This window comes from Nitrospirillum guanabarense (genome assembly GCF_034653355.1).
Lineage (GTDB): Bacteria > Pseudomonadota > Alphaproteobacteria > Azospirillales > Azospirillaceae > Nitrospirillum.
Genome location: NZ_JAYEER010000002.1, coordinates 417,006 through 437,322, shown reverse-complemented (window position 1 = coordinate 437,322; position 20,317 = coordinate 417,006). Strand labels below are relative to the sequence as shown.

Sequence of the window (20,317 nt, the reverse complement as noted above, 5' to 3'; positions counted from 1 at the left end):
CGTTCATGGCGTATGTCCCTCCGCAGCAGGTCCCTCGGGAAGTTGGGCCAGCGGCAGGGCCACCACCGGCTGGGCCGGCCGGCCGCTTTCCACCGGCGTGTCATTCTCCGCATCGTGATCCAGCGGCCCGTTGCGCACGATGCGCCGCAGGAGCAGCAGGCCCGTAGGGTAGATCAGCAGGTAGACCGCCATGTACATCAGCAATGACAGGATGACATCCCCGCCGGTCAGGGACGGCGTCACCGAGTCCGCCGTGCGCATCAGGCCATAGACGGTCCAAGGTTGGCGCCCCACCTCCGTCGTGGTCCAGCCGGCCAGCACGGCGATGAAACCCAGGGGCCCCACCCATTGCAGGCCGCGCAGATACCAGCCGGTCGTGTAAAGCCGCCCGGACCAGCGCAGCAGCCAGCCCACGCCGACGATGGCCAGCATCAGCAGCCCCACGCCCACCATGACGCGGAAGGCCCAGTAGACGACGATCACCGGCGGCCGTTCATCGGCCGGGAAGTCCTTCAGCCCCTTCACCGCCCCATCCCAGTGGTGGGTGAGGTACAGGCTGCCCAGCTTGGGCACGGTGATTTCGAAATGGTTGGTTTCCGCCTTCTGATCGGGGAAACCGAACAGCGAAGCCGGGACGCCCCGCCCGCCCTCCCACAGCCCTTCCATGGCGGCCAGCTTGGCCGGCTGGTGTTCCAGGGTGTTCAGGCCGTGCATGTCGCCCAGCACGATCTGCAGCGGCACGAACAGGGTGAGGAAGCCCAGCGCCATGCGCATCATCACCCGTCCCTCATCCGGGAAGCGGCCCTTGCGCAGGGTGTAGGCCGCCACCGCCAGCACGACGAAGGCGGTGGTGACATAGAAGCCGCTGACCACGTGGGCCAGGCGGTAGGGGAAGCTGGGGCTGAAGATGATATCCACCCAGCTGGCCGGGAAGAAGCGCCCGTCGACGACGGTGTAACCCTGGGGCGTCTGCATCCAGCTGTTCACCGCCAGGATCCAGAAAGTGGACAGCAGGGTGCCTAGGGCCACCATGCTCGCCGCCACGAAATGGGCCCAGGGCGGCACCAGCTTGCGCCCGAACAGCAGCACGCCCAGGAAGGCGGCCTCCAGAAAGAACGCTGTCAGGCCCTCATAGGCGAACAGCGGCCCCACCACGTTGGAGACGGCGTCGGTGAAGCGGCTCCAGTTCGTGCCGAACTGGAAGGGCATGACGATGCCGCTGACCACGCCCATGCCGAAGGTGACGGCGAACACGCGGATCCAGAACTTGGAAATCCTCAAGTAAACGGGATTCTTGGTCCAGGCGTGCAGCCCTTCCAGCATGGCAATGTAAGAGGCGATCCCCACGGTGAAGGCCGGCAGCAGGATGTGCCAGGCCACCACCCAGACGAATTGCAACCGGGACAGGATCAGGGGATCCAACAGGCGGTCGGTGGACATGGGACTGGTCTCCTTCTCGAAGGCCGCCGGGGGTGGAGCCTGTCCGCGGTTGAAAATGCCCCTGGCGTTCACGTGCGCTCAAGATCCGCTTGATCGGGCGAACCGTCCAGCGGTCGAATTGTCTAAGGCACTGTGCCCGGGAATGATTGGTGATTTTTGCGGTAACTTGTCGGAACCGGTTGGCATCGTCCAATTCCGGTCGGCACGACCAGCATCGCATGACACTCATAACAAAACCGGCGAACACGACCGTGTGTATGGGGTATAGATGTATCCCTCGTGCTGTTTTTGAGGGCGCCCATGCGGCTGTCGAGCTATACGGATTACGCGTTGCGCACGCTGGTGTTCCTGGCGCTGAAGTCCGACGGCCTGGCCACCATCAACGACGTCGCCCAGACCTACGACATCTCAAAGAACCACCTGATGAAGGTGGTGCACCAGCTGAGCCAGCTGGGATACGTCGAGGCCGTGCGCGGACGGGGCGGCGGGCTGCGCCTGGGCCGAAAGGCGGAAGATATCCGCCTGGGCGAGGTCGTCCGCGCCACGGAGCAGGAGCTGGACATCCTGGAATGTTTCTCCAGCGCTTCTCCCGCGCTGTGCCGCCTGAATCCCACCTGCGTGCTGAAGTCCGCCCTGAAGGAAGCGTTGCAGGCCTTCTTGGCCGTGCTGGACGACTATACCCTGGCCGACCTGGTGAAACCCCGCCGCACCCTGGCCGGCTTGCTGGACCTGCCGCTGCCCGCCAGCCTGGCCGGAACCGCCTGATCGCCCGCCACGCCCACGGCGTCCCGATCAACGCAGGGTCGCCCTGATGGCAACGATGGTGACAGGGGAACGCCCAGCCCTTACCGTCGGTTACACCCCACCCGCATCCTTGCCGGATGTCATTCGCGATGCTGAACCGACTGCGCGCCGCCCTCAGGCCAGCCCAGGCTCGTCCCGACCGTCCGGCGCCCCGGGCGCCGGACGGGCATATCCTCTATGCCGTGGGCGACGTCCACGGTGAATTGGGGTTGCTGCGCCGCTTGCTCGACGCCATCGCCCGGGACCACGCCCGGATGGTGGAGCGCCACGGCCCCCTGACGCCGGTGCTGATCATGCTGGGCGACTATGTCGACCGGGGTCCGGATAGCCGCGGAGTCATCGACCTGCTGCGCGGCGGCGCCGACCCGGCCGGCCGCACCCTGGACGACATGCTGCCCGGCTTCACCCGCCATTGCCTGCGCGGCAACCACGAACAATCCATGCTGGATTTCCTGGTCGATCCCCTGGCCGCCCTGCGGTGGCTGGACTTCGGGGGCCCGGCCACCTTGCGCAGCTATGGCCTGCCCGCGGTGATGGAAGGGCCGGCCGTATTGCAGGCCGTGGCGTTGAGCGAGGCGCTGGCGGCCCAGCTACCGCCGTCACACCGCCGCTTCCTGGACGGGCTGGCCTATCAGGTCGTCTATGGCGACTACGCCTTCGTCCATGCCGGCATACGACCCGGCCGGCCCCTGGCCGAACAGGTGGCGGAAGACATGCTGTGGATCCGCGCGCCCTTCATGCTGGCCGAGGGGCCGCACGAGAAGGTCATCGTCCATGGCCACACCATCGTGCCGGACGTCGACATCCTACCCCAGCGCATCGCGGTGGACACCGGCGCCTACCGCAGCGGCCGCCTTTCCGCAGTGGCCCTGCACGGACCTGAGGTGCGCGTGCTGGACGCCCAGCGGGCGGGGCCACTGTAAGTCCCCTTTATCCCGCCCGGTCCCCCGTATCCAGCGTCACTGTGCCCGTGGCGCGGGAGACGCAGACGCACATCTGATGGCCTTCCGCCTTTTGCCGATCGCTGAGGAAGACGTCGCGGTGGTCCAGGACGCCGCCGGCCACATCCACCACGTCCAGGGCACAGAGGCCGCATTCACCCCGGCGGCAGTCGTACATCAGGTCGGCGCCGGCCTCCTGCAGGGCCGACAGCAGGGTCTGGTCAGAGCGTACGGTCACCGTCAGGTTCAGGCGCGGCACGCGGGCGATGAACGGCTGGGCGGGAGAGGCGCCGCCAGCGCCGAACGTCTCCAGCCGGAAGTCGGCCGGCGGCCGGCCGAGGGCGGCCCACGCCCGGCGCGCCGCCGCCATCATGGGGGCCGGGCCGCAGATGTAGACCTCACCGCCCGGCGCCACCCGCGCCAATTCGGCCGTGAAGTCGATGGCCTGGCCGTCGGCGTCCAGGAAGATCTCCAACCGATGGCCCAGCAGCATCCGCAATTCCTCCGCGAAGGCCAAATCCTCGGCGCGGCGGGCCGCATAGAGCAGGCGGACGGGAGCGTCCCGGCGCGCCAGCGCGCGCGCCATGGCCAGGATGGGGGTGATGCCGATGCCACCGGCGATCAGCAGGTGATCGGGCCGGCCGGCCGAGAGCTCGAAATGGTTCAGGGGCGCGCTGATGGTCAGGCGCGCGCCAGGCGCCAACCCCCACATGTAAGTGGAACCGCCCCGGCTGTCGGGCAGCCGCTTCACCGCGATGCGTAGGATGCCGTCGCCTGGCTCCCCCACCAGGGAATAGTGGCGCACGTCCGGCTGCCCGCCGATCAGCACCTGCACCTGGATGTGCGATCCAGGGCCGTAGGCCGGCACCGGCCCCTCCGGCTGGATGTCGAACTGGCGAATGCCATCCGCCACGTCGCGGGTGGCCAGCAGGCGTGCTGCCCCCCATTCCGCCTTGAATCCCATAGGTCGTTTTCCTCCCGTTATGTTTCAGCGCCGCGCCATGGTCACGGCCACGCCGCCGCCAGTCGCAGCAACGATCCGCCAGGCAGGCCATCCAGCCGGTCCCGGTCGCTCAGGGCGGCGCGCAGGCGGCGCTGGGCCACGCGGGCATGCTCGGCGGCCAGCGCCTCGGCCCGAGCCCCCTCGCCCCGGCTGATGGCTTCCAGCAACCGGCGGTGCTGTTCCTGGGCCACCACCAGGGTGTCGCGGCCCGCCGCCTCGGTGGCGTGCAGTTGCACGAAGGCCGAAGGGCCGGCGAAGGGTTGTGCCGCCGCCTGCTCCACCGCGCGCGCCACGACGCCGCTCCCGGCCAGGCGCACCAGTTCCTCATGGAAAAAGGCGTTGAGCCGGACGTACTCGTCAAAGTCCGCCTCGCTCAGCACCGGCTGGGCCACCACCCGGTCAAGCGCCGCCACACAGTCGCGCAAAGGTGCCAGGGCGGCGGCGGTGGGCCGGCGCTCCGCCGCCAGGCGGGCGGCCAGCCCCTCCAGCGTGCCGCGCACCTCGATGGCGTCGGCAAGATCCGCGGCAGTGAAGGCGCGCACGACGAAGCCGCCGCTGGCCCCGGGCGCCACCAGCCCTTCCTGCGCCAGCCGCTCCAGGGCCAGGCGCACCGGCGTGCGCGACACGCCAAGCCGCTCGACCATGGCCGGTTCGGACACGCGCTTGCCGGGCGGCAGCTCACCCGCCAGGATCAGCTCGCGCAGACCCTGCTGCGCGCGCGCCACCTGCATGCCCCTGCCCTCTTCCTCCGCCGCCATCGCCTTCATTCCGCCGCCACCCGCTGCGGCCGCTCGGCCGCGATCATGCGGTCGATCAGGCGGCGGGCCCACATGCCGCCGGCGTCGATGTTGAGATTGTAGAAGCGGCGATCCGGATGGCTTTCGATGGCGCGCTGCTGCGCCTCCAGCACCTCCTCATCCTCGCCGAAGATGCGGTGCACGCCCTCGCGCAGCTCGTGGGTCAGGCGTTGTTCACCCAGGCGATAGTTGCGGCAGAAGGCCCAGAAGTAATGGCAGCTGCCGTCCGCCTCGGGCGTGATGGTGTTCAGCACATAGCCGTTGACGCCCTGGCTGCGGTCCCCCTCGGGCGCGCCGGTGCCGGCGGGGGCCACGCCCACGTCGATGGCGATGGTGCAGGGCGCCTCGAAATTGATGATCTGCCAGCGGTCGACCTTGCCCGGCTTGCCCAGCTGGGCCGCCCAGAAGGGCGGCGGGTCGATGCCGTGCATCCAGCGGGTGACGGTGGCGGTCTTGTCGGTGTGGGTCACCTGGAACGGCGCCTCCGCCACCGCGTCGTTGCCGATGCTGGAGCCGTGCACGAAGGTTTCGTGCGTCAGGTCCATCAGATTATCCAGCACCAGGCGGTAGTCGCACTTCACCGTGATCAGGCGGCCGTCGCCCGCCCACTCGGGATCATGGTTCCAGTGCAGGTCGGGCACCAGAGCGGGGTCGGCCAGGGCCGGATCCCCCATCCACACCCACAGGAAACGGTGGCGTTCCACCACCGGATAGGACCGCACGCAGGCCGCCGGGTTCAGCGTTTCCTGGCTGGGCATGTGGGTGCAGCGGCCGTTGGCGGCGTATTCCAGGCCGTGATAGCCGCAGCGCACGCCATCGCCCACCAGCCGGCCCTTGGACAGGGGCACCAGGCGGTGCCAGCAGGCGTCGGCCAGGGCCACCGGGGTGCGGTCCAGCTGGCGGTAGAACACCAGTTGCGTGCCGCAGATGGTGCGCGGGAACAGCGCCCGCCCCACCTCATGGTCCCAAGCCGCCGCGTACCAGGCGTTGTCCGGCCAGGCTTTCGCCGCCGTATCCGGCCCAGAGGCCCCTCCCCCGGAAACCAACGAACGCCCCGTCACCCAAGATGGACCCTCACCGTGCGTAAGATCATCCCGACCCATGGCACCGCTCCTCCACATTTATTATGAAGCATATGTATCGTATCGCGAATATGCATGCAACAAAGTCTTTTTGGCGGTCAAACATGGCCGATATCCCACATTATGCATACATCTTCCCCGACGGGGGGCAATTCAGGAGCCTGAAGAGCGGCAAACAACGGCCGCATTGGCATCGCGGGCCAGCGTGCCCACGGACGACCATCATTCCGCCCCAAAAAAGAAATGATGGCACACTGGAATGACGTCCTGGCGCACAGGGATGCTGATTGTTTGGGGGAGCGGATGGGAATGCGGCGACGCGACCTGCTGGCCATGGGGATGGCGCAGACGAAGGGGAGCCGAGCGTCGAGCGCTGTGCCCCAAATGCCATTGCCCATGCCTACCCCCTTCCCACCGGAAACAACCGCCCGGTAGGCCTGGGCCCGCAGGACGTCGGGGATATGCGCGCGTACGATACCGCAGCCGGCGCACCCCGGGAAAGGTGCGCCGCGCAGAAGCCCTCCCGCCCCGTTTGCCCGCGCCCGCTTGCCCACCCCCGCTTGAGAGGGCGTGGCCCATGCGGGTCCGGATCAGGCCCGGCCCGCCTTGACCGGCAAGTCCTGGGGCGCGTTCACCAGGGCGTCGGCATGGTCCAGCAGGTGCTGGCGGATCTGGCGTCCGCTGAGGCCGGTATCCGCCAGGCTGTGGCTGTTGAACACGGTGCGGTCTTTATCGCCGCGCCGCAAGCCGTGGGCCCACAGGTAGAACTCTCCGGTGGTCGCTTCCATCACGATGTCATCCAGGCCCGCGCCCAGGCGTTGCATTTCCGCCGGGCTCAGCTCCGCCACGAAGATGATGAAGCGGCGCACGGACTCGTCGTTCTCGCGGTTGATGCGCAGGATGTGGCGGATGCCCTGCTCCATCAACGCGTTGATGCTGGTGCCGTCCAGCGCCGCGCGGATCTTGATCTGCCGCAGCAGGTCGGGTTCCAGGCGGAAGGTGGTCATGACCCGCTGGTCCTTGGGCTTGGCGGTGGTCTTGTCCGGCATGGCGGTCTTATCTCCTCTTCGGGGATGGATCCGACCATCAAGCTTTCATGATGGCAGGGAACCCAGGAAAAGGCCCGGCCCCCGAGGGAGCCGGGCCGGTGTGGGATTTAGAATGGGTAGTAACGGAAGGCGGTGTAGACGACCGTGTCGTCGGTGCCGGGGCTGCCGCCCACACCCTGGAAAAGGTCGCGGCGGATGTATTCGCCCTGCATGCCGAACTGCATGGTGCCCATGTTGCCGTGGTAGAATTTCCACCAGAAGCCGGCCGTCGCCTCACGCACCGAACGGGTGTTGCCCGTGCAGGCGAGGGGCGAGTTCTCGGTGTAACAACCGGTGTTGACGGCCAGGGCGTTGCCATAGCCGTAGGCCTTGCCGCCGACCGTGAACGCCTTGCTGTCGTCCTGTTCCAGGCCATAGTAGGCGTACAAATCCCAATCGGACGTGGGATGGCCGATGACGCCGGCCATGGCCGTGACCTCGGTGATGGGCGACAGGCGGCCGTAGGGGTTGACCGTCACGTCCGGCAGGCTGGAGGAACCGTAGCGGCCGATGCCTTGGCCGGCCATGGTGCTCAGCTGAATGTCCACATACTTGGGCACCACCGGCAGGATGGCGGCGGCACCGAAGCCGAAGCCGGTCTCGGTGTAGTTCTCACCGGCGGCACGGCTCTGGAACTCACGCGCCAGGCCGAACACCTCGTAATGGCCCCAGCCGGGCTCGGCCACGGCCTTCACGATCAGGTCGGGGGCGATGTCGGTGGAGTAGTTGGCCGTGCTGTTCAGCAGCGAACCGCCGGTGTTGGTGTTGCTGTTGGCCACCAAGGCGGTCGAACCGCTGATGGACGCCTGCGGGCTTTCCAACGCCACGCCCAGCCAATAATGGCGGTTCCAGTCCTTGACCACGCGCAGGCTCCAGTTGCGGGTCCAGTCGAAGCCGGCGGCGTACTGGGCGTCCGGACCCATGGGCAGCGCCTCGGTGCGGGGGTCGATGCCGGACTTGTTGGTGGTGACCAGGCTGAAGGACTGGCCCGCCAGCAGGTGCCAGCCGGTGTCCTTCCAGTCGGCGGTCAGGTAGCCCTGGCGCAGGCGCGGAACATAGCTGTTGCTCTGCCCGCTGTTGGAGGACGTGCCGACGCCCAGGAAATCCGTCTCGATGTAGGCGCCCAGGTGGGTGTCGGGGCCGACGTCGCTCTCAGCCAGCATGGAGACGCGGCTCTGGCGGGCGCTGCCGCGGAACTCACCCCGGTCGTAGTTGGAGGAGTTCTTCAACGGGATGGCGGCATAGGGGGTGGCGACGTCGGCGGTCATGTTGCGCGACCGGTAGATGCTCGCCGCTTCGATGAAGCCGCCGAAGGTCAGCTTCACGCCCTTGCCCAGGCGCAGACTGTTGTCGTTGGGATCGGTCACCTTCTGCTGCTGGGCGACCTGGGTCGCGGCGGCGGCGGCCTTCTCGGCGGCGCTGCGGGATTCCACCACAGCCTTGGCGTTGGTGTCCTGCTGGGTCGCCAGCGCCTGGAGCTGCGACTGCAGCGCCTGGATCTGCTTGTTCAGCGCGTCGATCTGCGCCTGGGTCGCCACGACCTGGGTCGGGGTGGCGGCGGTGGCGGCTGTCTTCTTATGCTTCGTGGCGCTGGTGGCGTCTTCCGCGCGGGCCGTGGTCGCGGCACCCAGCAAGGCAACGCAAGCCGTGGTCATGCAAGCGGCGCGCGCGATGCCGCGGCCTTTCCGGATCTGATGCGGCGGATGGCTCCATCCGTTCCGCGCTTCAATAGACATTGTTGTCCACTCCCATCAACTGAATTGGCTTCTTATCCGCACCCGGACAGGCGCGATGGCCCTTTAAAGCAGTTGTCGGTTGAAGAAATGTGGCGGTCTATTAAAGTATATTTCATGTAATTAAAATGGTTTTTAAAATTTAACAACGCTACTCGGCCGCTCTCTTGCGTCATTTTTTTGGTAAATCATGATATATTGATATATTATCACCTATAAATCTCGTCCCGCCGCCGGATTTTCTGCGGATGTGACCGGCGGCGGGACGGGAGAGCCGTCGATAGCGGAAACCGCCTTAGTTGATGGGCACCAGGGTCTGGGTCATGGCGGCGTCAAGGTTGTCGACGCAGCGGGCGTGCTCACCCGTGCCCGGGGTGAAGCCGACTTCGGCGCAAGCGCGGTTCTCCTGCGCCAGGCGCTGGGTGGCGAAGGAGGGGCCGGCGCAGGCAGCCAGGCTGCCGCCAATGCCGGCGACGAGGGTGGCGCAGGCCAGGATGGCGGCCCAATGAGCCTTGATCAGGCGGCGGCTGATGGCGATGGTCATGGTTTAGTTCCCCCCGGCGACGTCGATCGGGTTCTGCGTGGAGTGATAGGCGGCGACATGGGTGGCGTTGCCCAGGACCTTGTCGCGATAGTTCAGCACGCACATGGCGTAGTCCGGCGTGTCCGGGGTCAGGCCCTTCTGGCTGCACGTCGACTGGCCGGCCAGGTTGGCGGAAACCTCCGCCCGGTTCGTGGCGGCTTCGGCCAGCGATCCAGTCAAGCTGTCCACGCAGGCGAGGTAGTCGGTGTTGGGTGCCGTCAGGCCCATGGTGTCGCGACAGACGCGCTTCACGGTGTCCAACTGAGTGGCGGGAACCGTCGCGGCATGGGCGCAAGCCGCCACCCCGGCCCATACCAGCAGAGCCAGACCGGCCTTCTGGACTTTGGCATTATTCAGTATACGCTGCATCTTCCACTCCAACCGTCAAGTGAATGACCGATGGATCGAATATTATCGTCACGGACTCGCGTCACAACTAAAGCTTAGTTTATTTATTAAAACTGATTTTAGTTTTTCAATAGTTGAATCAACCAAATTACCAATCATGTCCTAAGTAAATTCACGCCAACAAGAAACATTTTTGTCGCAATTTATCGGATTTTTCAAAATCTCTATGGTGAATTTTCAGGGCTTTTTTACAACTAGATATCATGATATACTGCGGCATTAGGTCACACACCCAACTTTCATGGGGTAATGCGTTATCACAGCGCTTGAATAGACAAAATTATAATTTTTTTTAAAAATCATTCGTGATTTTTAATTGGCGGCATTAATCAAACGAGCCGAAAGTTGCCACGGTAACGTCCCCGCCAGAGGACCGCCGTCGTCCGTTTTCCGCCCCAGCGGTATCGCCGCATTCACCATGTTGGGTGGTTGCCACCGGCACGCCCTTGGCGGGCGGTCAGGGTTTCATTCGGGCAGCGCGCCCGGACCATGGCGCAACGGCTGACGGCGGACCCGGCGGATGGACATCGAAACGTTCGACGATCAGGGATGGCCCCAGTGATCTCCAAAGCTCACATCCTGCTGATTGAGGATGATCAGGAAACCGCCGAAGAGATCATCCGCGACATGTCCGACCGCGGGTACATGATCAGCCACGCCGACAACGGCCGCGTGGGCCTGGAACGGGCCCGCGACGGCCACTACGACCTGTTGATCCTGGACCGCATGCTGCCCGAGGTGGACGGCCTGTCCATCATCGGCCAGCTGCGGGCGGAGGACGTGCGGGTGCCCGTGCTGTTCCTGAGCGCGCTGAACGACGTGGATGAGCGTGTGCGCGGGCTGAAGGCCGGGGGCGACGATTACCTGATCAAGCCCTTCGTGCTGTCGGAACTGTCCGCCCGGGTGGAGGCGCTGCTGCGCCGCCCGGCGGAGCCACGCACCACCCGCCTGCGCGTGGGCCCGCTGGAGCTGGACCTGATCAGCCGCGAGGCCAACCGCGATGGCCGGCCGGTGGAACTGCTGCCACGCGAGTTCAAATTGCTGGAGTACCTGATGCGGCACCCGGCCCAGGTGATCACCCGCGCCATGCTGCTGGAAGACGTGTGGAACTACCGCTTCTCGCCCCAGACCAACCTGGTGGACGTTCACATCGGCAAGCTGCGGCGCAAGGTGGACGCGCCCGGCGACTTCCCCATGATCTACAACATCCGCAACGTGGGCTTCGTTCTTCGTGAACCTCAGTGAGATAGCCCGCACCACCAGTTTCCGGCTGGCCATGGTGTTCGCCTGTTTCTTCGCCGGATCGTCCCTGCTGCTGTTCGCCTTCATCTACTGGCGGGCCACAGTGTTCGAGACCAACCGCATCGACGCGCTGATCACCGAGGACGCGCGCACCCTGGCCAGCGAGAACCAGGACGCCATCCTGGCCCTGATCAACACCCATGTGACCGGCGATTTCCACCGCGTGGGCTACGCCGCCCTATTCACGCCAGACGGCCATCGCGTCGCCGGCAACCTGGAGCGGGTGCCGCCCGACCTGCCCATCGACGGCAAAGTCCACGTGGTGCGCGCCGCCCGCACCGACATTCCGGCCATGGGCGCCATCGATGTGCGTCTGGCGGCCCTGCGCATCGCCAACGGCAACGTCCTGGTCATTGGCCGCAACGGCCAATACATGGTCATCCTGCGTGAGGTGGTGGTGCGCGCCCTGACCATGGGCGCCATCCCGGCCATGGGCCTGGCCCTGGCCGCCGGCATATTCCTGGCCTGGCGCACCCAGCAGCGGCTGAAGGAGGTGCACCGCGCCGCGGAACGCATCATGGGCGGTCAGGTGCATGAGCGCCTGCCCATCGCGGGCGTGGGGCCGCGGGATGAGCTGGACCGCCTGTCCCTGCTGTTCAACGGCATCCTGGACGAGACGGAGCGTCTGCTGGGCGAGATCAAGGCCACGGGCGACGAGATCGCGCATGATCTGCGCACCCCCCTGACCCGCGTGCGCGCCCGTCTGGAACGCACCCTGAAGGGGGACATGGGGCCGGAAGATACGCGCGAGACCGTGGGCAAGGCCATCGGCGGCCTGGACCAGGCGCTGGCCGTCATCACGGCCCTGCTGCGCATCCGCGAGCTGGAGAACAGCAAGCGTCGGCGCGGTTTCACCACCCTGGACCCGGCCGCGATCATCCTGCTGATCGAGGAGCTGTACCAGCCCATCGCCGAGACCAAGGACATCGTCTTCACCGTCGATATCGCGCCGGTGCCGCCGATGTTCGCCGATCGCGACCTGCTGATGGAGGCCGTGGGCAACCTGGTGGACAACGCCCTGAAGTTCACACCCCCCGGCGGCCGGATCAGCCTGACCCTGGGCCCGCGCGAAGACGACGGCGCCACGGTCATTCGCGTCGCCGACAGCGGCCCCGGCATCGCGGCGCACGAGCGCGACCTGGTCTTCTCCCGCTTCTACCGCTCCGACCGCACCCGTCACCTGGAGGGCACCGGCCTGGGCCTGAGCCTGGTGGCCGCCATCGCCCGCCTGCACGGCCTGGCGCCCCGGGTCGGCGACAACAATCCCGGCTGCGTGGTGGAGCTGGTGGCGGAGGGGGCGTCGGTTGCCAGGGTGCCGGCGGGCGGGATCGCGGGCGCCTGACCATCTGAGCCAAATTATGTCGGCCCGCGGTCCCCGTGGACATCCTGCCCCGCGTCGCTTTCCCCGGTTGCCACCGTGCACGCCAACCGGCAAGGTGACCCGCCTCGAGGAATACGAACGCAGGGACGCCGCGGGTCCATGATCACCATCTTCCCCAACGTCCTGACGGAACAGGAAATCGGCCAATTGCTGGCGGGCCTGCGCGGCACGTCCTTCGCCGACGGCGCCGCCACGGCGGGGGAGCAGATCCGGCAGGTGAAGAAGAACCTGCAGTTGCAGGCGGGCATGCCTGGCTATGAGTTCGCCTTCCGCCAGGTGGTGCGCGGGATCGAGCGGTGTGAGGATTTCCGCCGCGCCCTGTTCCCTCTGTTCATGGCGCCCCTGGCCTTCAACCGCTATGACGAGGGCATGGAGTACGGCGCCCACAACGACATGCCGGTGATCTTCACGCCAGACCGGGGGGCGGTGCGGGCGGACATCTCCTTCACCCTGTTCCTGTGCGACCCCGCCACATACGACGGCGGCGAGCTGGTCATCGAGCAGGGCGGGCACGAACAGGGATTCAAGCCGGCGGCGGGGTCGTTGATCGCCTATCCGTCCGGCGCCATTCACCGCGTGGCCAAGGTGACGCGGGGCACCCGCATGGCCGCCGTGGGCTGGCTGCAAAGCATGATCCGCCGCCCGGAACACCGGTCCATGCTGTATGACCTGGGCCAGGCCCGGACCCATCTGCACAGCCTGGAAGGCAAGAGCGCGCAATTCGACGCCCTGGCCCGCATCTACGCCAACCTGATGCGCGAATGGACGGAGCTGTGAAGGCGTAACGGCCTAATCGCCAGCGCTGGCCGCGTCCAGCTTCAGGGGGATCAATCCTTCCCTGTCCACCTTCGCCTGGACCTCGCCGCGCGGGTTGACCCGTTTGGGATCCAGGTTGGGCAGCCGCTGCTTCAGGGCGCCGGCCACTGCGGTCGCCCGGGCTTGCGCCAGGGCTTTCAAGGCTTGTTCCGCTACCGGTTCGGTCTTGGCGACACGGTCACGCAGGGCGCCGACATAGCCTGTTTCATCCAGCACGGGGGTCGGTGGGGTCTTGGCGCCGGGGGCCGCTGGGGGCGTATGGGTGAAGGAATCGCGCAACGGCGGCAGTTGATCGGCGCCCAAGCGCTCACTGAACTGCGCCTCCAGGAACTGGCGCTGGCCTTCCAGCGTGTAGTGGTCGGCCAACGCCTGAGCCATGCGGGCATCCAGCGCATCGGCCTGCAGTTGCGCCTTGTCCTCCTCCGGCGCCACGACGCCAGGCACCACCAGGGCCAATTGCGGCCGGGCGCCCAGCGCCTGGGCAAGATGGACGACCTTCTCCTGCTCCGGCGGGGAAAGGTCGGCCCGGCCGGGGGCGAAGTCGATATGGTCCAGCTTGTCCGCGTCCGCCCCGTCGAACAGCGCGGCCAGGGCGCGGAAGGGGGCGGTGACCAGATTGGTCAGCAGGTCGGCGGCGGCGGCACGGATGACGCTGCCGATGTCGAAACGCGGGTCGTTGATGTTGCCGCTGACCGGCAGGTCGACGTTGATCTTGCCCTCATCATCCTTCAGTAGCGCGATGGCGAGGTCCAAGGGCAGGTCCAGCGCGCCGGGCACATCCACCCGGTCGCCCAGCTTGATGTCGCGGATGACGACGCGGTTGGCGCCGTTCAGCGCGCCGCCCTTGACCAGATAGTGCAGGTCGACGTCCAGGCGCCCCCGGTCGATGCGCCGCCCGGCGAACTTCACCGTGTAAGGCGACAGGTCGGGGAATTCGACGTTGCGGAACAGCATGTTGACGTTGGAATCGCGGCCGGGGTCGAAGGGCATCAGCCGGCCGTCGATGGTCACCTGACCGAAGTCGCCCACCTGGCCGCGCAAGGCCAGGCGCGAGGATGCCGTGGCGCTGGAACTGAGCGCCGCCACCTCCCCCTGCAGGTCGGTGATGTGGGCCGAGAAGGGCAGCGGCAGGGAGGCGTCGCCGTAATCGGCCTTCCCGCCCGTGACCACCACCCGGCCCGCGCTGATCTCCGGCGCCGGTGCCGAAGCTTGTGCGGCCGCCCCGGCGGCGGCCTTGGCCCGTGGCACTATCAGATGGTTGAAGTTGGTGGTCTGGTTGGCCGCCACCTGCAGGCGCAGATAGGGGGCCGCCACGGTGACCTGGGAAACACGCAGCTCATTGGCCGCCTGGCTGTATTCAAAGCGGTCGATGCTCAGCCTATCCCAGGAAACGACCGGGATGCCGCCGCCCTGCTCCGCCACCGCCAGCGCCCGCACCTCGCCCTTGCCGACCACGGTGATACCGCCAGGCGTCTTGCCCTCGGGCGGTGTGATGGTGATGTCACCCTCCGCCGACAGATGGCCATCGTTGATGTCCACCCGGGCGCTTTCGCGCACATAGGGCTGGGCGGCGGCGACCGGCAGGTCGGTCAGGGCGGCCGTCGCCTCAAGCCGCAGGGTCGGCAGCGCCGTGACCTTGCCGTGCGCCGTCACCTGGCCCCCACCGGACAGCGCCGCCGCCAGGCTGAAGGGGAATGCGGCGCCCGCCTGGTTGGAGAGATTGTCCAGGGTAAGGTCGATGGGCGTCAGCTCCAGCCGTGCCGGTTCATGCAACGCCCGATCCTCCACCATCGCCTTGGCCTTGCGCACCTGGACCTTGCCCAGTGTGGCGGTCCATGGCGGCGCGTCGGCCCTCTTCGGTGCCGGCACGGCCGCTGGAGCGGCATCCCCCACCAGCCAGGGCATGGGGCCGACGCGGCCATCCGCCTGGCGCCGCAAGTCCACGGTCAAGCCGTCCAGGCTGAGGCTATCAGCGGCAGCGGTGCGTTCGGGCCAAGCCAGGCGCCCGCCGGCCAGGCGCAGTTCCGGCAGGATCAGGAAAGGCGCCGCCACCCCGGCCTCATGCACCGCCAAGTCGCGCAGCACCACACCCGCATGGGTGACCGCCAGGGCATAGGCACCGTCGGCGCGGCGGCTGACCTGATAGTCGAGGTCGACCGCGACGGTGCCGGTCGGCACGGTGACCTTGAAGACATCGCCAAAATAACGGGCCGCCAAGGGAATGTAAGGCCCGCGCGCCGCCACATGGCCGGCGGACACGATGGGGTTCAGGCCGGATGTGCCCGTCCATTCCAGGGTGGCGCCGCCCTCCAACCCCACCTGCAGGTGCTGTTGCCCCTGGCGTTCCGGCAGGGTGCTGAGATCGTTGAATTCCACACTGACAGGGCCGACCTTGGTCTTGAACGGCGTGCCCGGCACCTGGTCGGTCACGTCGGCCGCCGCGTTCGTGATGGTCAGGTGCCGGATCAGCAGCCGGGGCAGGCCCTGGCTGGGCGCTTCGGCCTTGGCCTGGTCATCGCCGGAGGCGGCGGCCTGGATCAGGCGCCCGATGTTGGTGTCGGTCTCGCCATAGCGCGCCAGCGTGGCCTTCAGACCATCCAGCTGGATGTCGTTGATGCCCCAGGCCCAGCGCAGCAGACCACTGGGCGCCAAACGGACATAGAGCCGGTCGAAACCCAGCAGCGGGCCGCCGTCAGCCTCCGCCAGGCGAAAGCCGCGCAACTCCACACTGAGGGCATAGGGGTTGACGCGCACGTCGTCCAAGGAGGCTGGGCGCTGAAAAGTCTTCCGCGCCACGTCCACGATTTCCCATCGCAGCAGGGGCGGAACGACGAGGAAGCCCACCAGCGTGTACAGCGCCAGGATGAGCACCACCCAGAACCGCTTGCGCCGCACGTTCCACCACAGGCGGGGCTCGCCCAGCCGCAGCCGGCGGAAGAAAACACCGGCGCGACGACGCCATCCCCCTTTGGAGGGGGGATTGGACGAAGACGGGGCGCGGGGCGAGGTGGGCATGGGGATAGGGTCCTGCGGCGTTGACCCCATCCTATAATGGCAAAGCTGCAAGGGATATGGGTTTAGTGCCTCCAGGACCGGCCCAAAAGGCACTAAACCTTTGGATCATCTGGCAATTCCCTTATTGCGGATCACCGTAGACGATGCCCCGGCCATGGGTGCCGACGTAGACGCGGCCATACCGCTTGGGATCGCCCGACACCTGCAGGACCAGGCCCCACTGGTGCTGGTCGTCGTTCACCCGCACCCAGTGCCACCCGGCGTCGTCGGAGCGGAAGATGCCCCGCTGCCGGCCGATGGTGCCCACCAGGTAGAGGGCGGCGACGCTGGCGCCGGGGGCGGCCTTGCCGAAGCCGAAGGCGTGCAGTTGCTCCACGCCCGGCATGCGGGTGAAGGCGCCACCGGCGGCGGTGCCGTGATAGAGGCCGTCGAAGGCGGCGATCCACAAATCGCCCTTTTCGCCCGGCGTGGCGTACAGGGCATCCTGGCCGCCGCGTGGGTCGCCCCGGCCATCGCGCACCGCCGCCGGCGTGGGCAGGCCGTTCGGCAGGGTGAAGGGCCGCGCCTGGAAGTGCGCCGCCCGGTCGGTGCTGACGTACAGTTTCCCGTCGAACAGCGACAGGGCGTAGAAGGCGTCGGGATCGACGGCGTCGCCGACCACCCGCACGCCGTCCGGCAGCCCTTGGGCGGCGGTCCAGGTGGTGCCATGGTCCACGGTGACGTAGGCGCCGGACACCAGCCCCTCCTTGGCGCCCTGCGGCGTCCACACCCAGGTGGCGCCATCGGCGGAGACGGCGACCTTGCCGCGCTTGGCCTCCGGCACCGGCATCTTCGTCGGCCGCCAGCTGTGGCCGCCGTCCAGGGAATAACCGATGTTGGGGGCGGGATAGCGTTCGTCATGGATGCCGACGCGGACCACCACGTTCGGGTTCAGGGGCGCGGACACCACGCTGTCGGTGTTGCCGAACAGGGGGGAGGAGGCCGCCCCCTCCGGTGCCGGCTTGTCCAGATCCCAATGCACGAAACCGCCATAGTCGCCGATGGCGGAAATCAGCGGGGCGCCCTGGGTGGGGCTGTTGAAGGCCATACCCACCGTTTCCTCGATGCCCGTGCTCATCACCTGCCAGTGGCTGGGCTGGCCCCTGTCCACGGCGGTGAGATCAAACGTCTCCCACCCGCCATAGCCGGTGGTGAATAGGGCGTGGTCGGGGTTGGCGGGGTCGATCTCGATATCGAACAGCCAGTGGATGGGCGTGGGCTTCACATAGGGCGCCAGGCTGTAGTCGTAGACGCCGCCGTTCTTGCCGTCGCCCTTGGGGCCGCCGAACACCGTATGCCAGGTCCGGCCGCCATCCAGGCTGCGGAAAATGTCCTCCCCCAGGCCGGGGTAGGACCCTGGCTGGCGGTGCCGGTCGAAGGAGCTGGCGATGACCACCTTGGGGTCGTGCGCGTCCACCGCCACGGCGGCATAGCCGAAGGCCGCCCCCTTGGCGGCGTCCGGCTTCTCCGGCGTGATGTCGGTCCACTTGCCCCGCCGGGTGTCCAGCTTCCACACCGCGCCATCGGTCATGCGGGTGGGGCCGGGGCTGCTGCCGTAGGAGAGGTAGAGCGTGCCATCGGCGGCCAGCGCGGCGCGCGTGGGCCGGTTGGCCGTGGGCTGGCCCGGCACCGGGACCCAGCTCTTGCCGCCGTCGGTGCTGCGGAACAGATTGTCACGTCCTTTGAGGGAAGCGCCAACGTAGATCGTGCGGCTGCCCTTGCCGTCCTTCGTCGCGCTCTTCGGGTCGAAGATCACGAACACCAGGCCGGCCCCGCCGCGCGCCCAGGGCGACACGCCGGCCGCCGCGTCCTTGGACACATCCTCCGTCACGTCGGGGAAGCTCGCCACGCGCGACCAGGTGGCCGCCCCGTCGTGGCTGACCCACAGGCCGTCGTGGCGGGTTCCCAGGTAGAGGGTGTCCGGATCGTTCGGATCGACCGCCAGACGCTCACCATTGCCTCGGCCGTTCTCGTTACCACCGAACTTGATGGGCACGTCGACACGGCGGAAGGTCCGCCCCCGGTCGTCGGAGCGCACGATGGCGCCGGTGGGCGCCAGCGGGTTGGTGTAGGTGCCCAGCGCCATGTAGACACGGTCGGGGTTATGCGGGTCCAGCGCGATGCTTTCCACACCCATCAGATTGGTGTCGGCATAGGACACCCAGTCCAGCAGGGGCACCCAGCGCTTGGCATCGCCGTCCCAGCGGTAGGCGCCGCCCATATCGGTGCGGGCGTAGCGCAGGCCCGGCACGGTGGGGTGGAAGATGATGCCGTCGACGAAGCCGCCGCCCACGATCTGCACGTTTTTCCATTGATAGGGCACCTGCCCTGTCAGCGCGGACACCGGCGGCGCGGCGGCGACGGGCGGTGCGATCCGCCCGCCGTCAGCCTGGCAGCCGGCCAGCGCCAGGGCCGCGGCGGTGGCGAGCAACAGGCATCGTGCCCGCGCGAACTGCGGATTTCCTGTCATGGCAGCGTTCCCAACCCCATTTGTAATCGTTTTCGGCGCCACTGTTGCCTAAGTTACCGGTAACATCAAGCGGCGCGGTGCAGCCAAGATGAAGCGCGGTGTCGCAGCGGCAACCGCATCAGCTCCGCCCTCACGGTCGCCAGTTTCAACGCTGCGCCGACCAGGACCATTTTTCACGCACGGCCACATACGGTCTGGCGCGACATATGATGGAGCTTTCAAGAAGAATCCGCCATTACCCTTCAATGCGGCTGCATTAATCGTGATTATCAATACATCTATTCGGTTAAAGCGATTTTTCTTTCAATTTCCCCGATGAGACAATTCCCTTTCCATAAAGGGAACCGCCATGACTGACATTAAATTATTGATCGCGGGCCGGCGCTGCCTAACCAAGAGCCGCGAACAAGCGTTAGCGCATCTGAGAACAGTGCACGGCCCAATGGTTTTTTCACCGCCAGCCGACGCCGGCGCGATGCCCAGCCGCTACGAACAAAATCATGTCTTCCATCCATCAACCGAATCTTCCGGTTCCTGGTTGGCGGACAGGGACTTCGTGACCGAGATCTGGTTCAACGATTTTCCCCATCTCGCCGCTTCCATCTCCACTCCCTATTACATGACCCATCTGCGTCCCGATGAGGACAATTTCGTCGACCAGGACACCGTCCTGAAATCCGTGGTCAGGGAAGAAGGGAAATGGGGCGTTACCAAACCCGACGCCGCCAAGCTGTTCATTTTCCTGAAACGCTCGCCCTCTATCAGCATCGCCGTGTTCAATGCCGCCCGAACCGGCGCGATGGACGACCTACGGACCCAATCCCAACCTCTTGCCGGCTTGGTCAATGTCGCCCTACCCGGTCCAGGGGGGCTGAACCCTACGCCGATCATGTTCTCGAGTTCTGGTTCCCGGACCGAGCGTCAGCCCTTTCCGCCGTTGGAAGCGCCGTATTGCCGGCCCTGGACCGCCTTTCCTCCACGCTTGATGCGCAGCACAGCTTCTTCCTTCTGGCGGACGCCTATCCCGTTGAACGCCTGCGGCAGGCCAACGGGCCTTACTGACGGTCCCATGGAGGGGCGTCAGAACATTTGATCGCCCAAGTTCGGGAAACGCCGAACCTCAACAACGGAAACATCCACCACCCGCGCCATAGGGTTGAAGAAACGGTCAGGGTGAGGTGCCAACGAAGAGTTGACAGGGGCCCCGCCAGCCGTTAGTCACCGCCCATCATTGGGGAGTAGCCGCCCGCCTATTTGAGCGGGCGCCGCGTCAACATACTTAGGCCCCGCCGGTGCCTCACCGGTGCGGCCTATGGCGCGTGCGACCGATCCGCCACCTCGCGGATCGCTGGCGAGACCAGTGGCATGTCGCATCCGACCGGACCGGGCCGGACGCGCATCGCTGCTGTCGCTCG

16 protein-coding genes and 1 riboswitch are annotated in these 20,317 nt (G+C 66.7%); of the genes, 6 read left to right on the top strand and 10 right to left on the bottom strand.

Features of this window, described 5'->3' with window-relative positions; genetic code table 11:
- Positions 1-3: 3 nt before the first annotated feature.
- The gene (locus UAA55_RS08480; protein WP_322952248.1) at positions 4-1,440 is read right to left on the bottom strand and encodes a cytochrome ubiquinol oxidase subunit I; all 1,437 of its coding nucleotides are present in this window, start codon (positions 1,438-1,440) and stop codon (positions 4-6) included.
- A gap of 300 nt (positions 1,441-1,740) precedes the next feature.
- Here UAA55_RS08480 and UAA55_RS08475 point away from each other — a divergent pair, with 300 nt between their 5' ends.
- On the top strand, positions 1,741-2,205 hold the full coding sequence (locus tag UAA55_RS08475) for an Rrf2 family transcriptional regulator (protein WP_322952247.1): 465 nt from the start codon (positions 1,741-1,743) through the stop codon (positions 2,203-2,205).
- A gap of 128 nt (positions 2,206-2,333) precedes the next feature.
- The gene (locus UAA55_RS08470) at positions 2,334-3,167 is read left to right on the top strand and encodes a metallophosphoesterase (protein ID WP_322952246.1); all 834 of its coding nucleotides are present in this window, start codon (positions 2,334-2,336) and stop codon (positions 3,165-3,167) included.
- 7 nt (positions 3,168-3,174) lie between these two features.
- Here UAA55_RS08470 and UAA55_RS08465 read toward each other — a convergent pair whose 3' ends face one another.
- The 7 genes from UAA55_RS08465 to UAA55_RS08435 all read right to left on the bottom strand — a co-directional run bounded on the left by UAA55_RS08465 (position 3,175) and on the right by UAA55_RS08435 (position 9,840).
- Positions 3,175-4,149, bottom strand: a complete 975-nt coding sequence (locus UAA55_RS08465) for a PDR/VanB family oxidoreductase (RefSeq protein ID WP_322952245.1) — start codon at positions 4,147-4,149, stop codon at positions 3,175-3,177.
- Positions 4,150-4,190: 41 nt separating this feature from the next.
- Positions 4,191-4,955 carry a GntR family transcriptional regulator gene (locus UAA55_RS08460; protein WP_322952244.1) on the bottom strand — a complete coding sequence of 255 codons (765 nt, stop codon included), beginning with the start codon at positions 4,953-4,955 and terminating at the stop codon, positions 4,191-4,193.
- A complete protein-coding gene (locus UAA55_RS08455) occupies positions 4,952-6,046 on the bottom strand; it encodes an aromatic ring-hydroxylating dioxygenase subunit alpha (RefSeq protein WP_322952243.1) in 1,095 nt (364 codons plus the stop codon). Before UAA55_RS08455 ends, UAA55_RS08460 begins: the two co-directional genes overlap by 4 nt.
- Before the next feature lie 611 nt (positions 6,047-6,657).
- Positions 6,658-7,116 (bottom strand): hypothetical protein, encoded by a 459-nt coding sequence (locus tag UAA55_RS08450; RefSeq protein ID WP_322952242.1) that lies wholly within the window; start codon positions 7,114-7,116, stop codon positions 6,658-6,660.
- Positions 7,117-7,223: 107 nt separating this feature from the next.
- Positions 7,224-8,789, bottom strand: a complete 1,566-nt coding sequence (locus UAA55_RS08445) for a hypothetical protein (RefSeq protein WP_322952241.1) — start codon at positions 8,787-8,789, stop codon at positions 7,224-7,226.
- Between the two features lie 394 nt (positions 8,790-9,183).
- Positions 9,184-9,432, bottom strand: coding sequence for a hypothetical protein (locus UAA55_RS08440; RefSeq protein WP_322952240.1), 249 nt, complete (start codon positions 9,430-9,432; stop codon positions 9,184-9,186).
- Between the two features lie 3 nt (positions 9,433-9,435).
- The gene (locus tag UAA55_RS08435; RefSeq protein WP_322952239.1) at positions 9,436-9,840 is read right to left on the bottom strand and encodes a hypothetical protein; all 405 of its coding nucleotides are present in this window, start codon (positions 9,838-9,840) and stop codon (positions 9,436-9,438) included.
- Positions 9,841-10,437: 597 nt separating this feature from the next.
- On the opposite strand from UAA55_RS08435, the gene UAA55_RS08430 reads away from it, so the two are divergent.
- The 3 genes from UAA55_RS08430 to UAA55_RS08420 all read left to right on the top strand — a co-directional run bounded on the left by UAA55_RS08430 (position 10,438) and on the right by UAA55_RS08420 (position 13,339).
- Positions 10,438-11,124, top strand: coding sequence for a response regulator transcription factor (locus UAA55_RS08430; protein ID WP_322952238.1), 687 nt, complete (start codon positions 10,438-10,440; stop codon positions 11,122-11,124).
- The gene (locus UAA55_RS08425) at positions 11,111-12,523 is read left to right on the top strand and encodes a sensor histidine kinase (protein ID WP_322952237.1); all 1,413 of its coding nucleotides are present in this window, start codon (positions 11,111-11,113) and stop codon (positions 12,521-12,523) included. Before UAA55_RS08430 ends, UAA55_RS08425 begins: the two co-directional genes overlap by 14 nt.
- 138 nt (positions 12,524-12,661) lie before the next feature.
- Positions 12,662-13,339 carry a Fe2+-dependent dioxygenase gene (locus tag UAA55_RS08420; RefSeq protein WP_322952236.1) on the top strand — a complete coding sequence of 226 codons (678 nt, stop codon included), beginning with the start codon at positions 12,662-12,664 and terminating at the stop codon, positions 13,337-13,339.
- Positions 13,340-13,351: 12 nt separating this feature from the next.
- Here the strand turns inward: UAA55_RS08420 and UAA55_RS08415 are convergent, their stop codons facing one another.
- Complete coding sequence (locus UAA55_RS08415; protein ID WP_322952235.1) at positions 13,352-16,393, bottom strand: DUF748 domain-containing protein; 3,042 nt, start codon at positions 16,391-16,393, stop codon at positions 13,352-13,354.
- A gap of 121 nt (positions 16,394-16,514) precedes the next feature.
- Positions 16,515-18,902, bottom strand: coding sequence for a WD40/YVTN/BNR-like repeat-containing protein (locus UAA55_RS08410; protein WP_322952234.1), 2,388 nt, complete (start codon positions 18,900-18,902; stop codon positions 16,515-16,517).
- A 349-nt stretch (positions 18,903-19,251) separates the two neighbouring features.
- Here UAA55_RS08410 and UAA55_RS08405 point away from each other — a divergent pair, with 349 nt between their 5' ends.
- Positions 19,252-19,995 (top strand): EthD domain-containing protein, encoded by a 744-nt coding sequence (locus UAA55_RS08405; RefSeq protein ID WP_322952233.1) that lies wholly within the window; start codon positions 19,252-19,254, stop codon positions 19,993-19,995.
- A gap of 128 nt (positions 19,996-20,123) precedes the next feature.
- Positions 20,124-20,277: riboswitch (yybP-ykoY riboswitch) on the top strand.
- Positions 20,278-20,317: the final 40 nt, after the last annotated feature.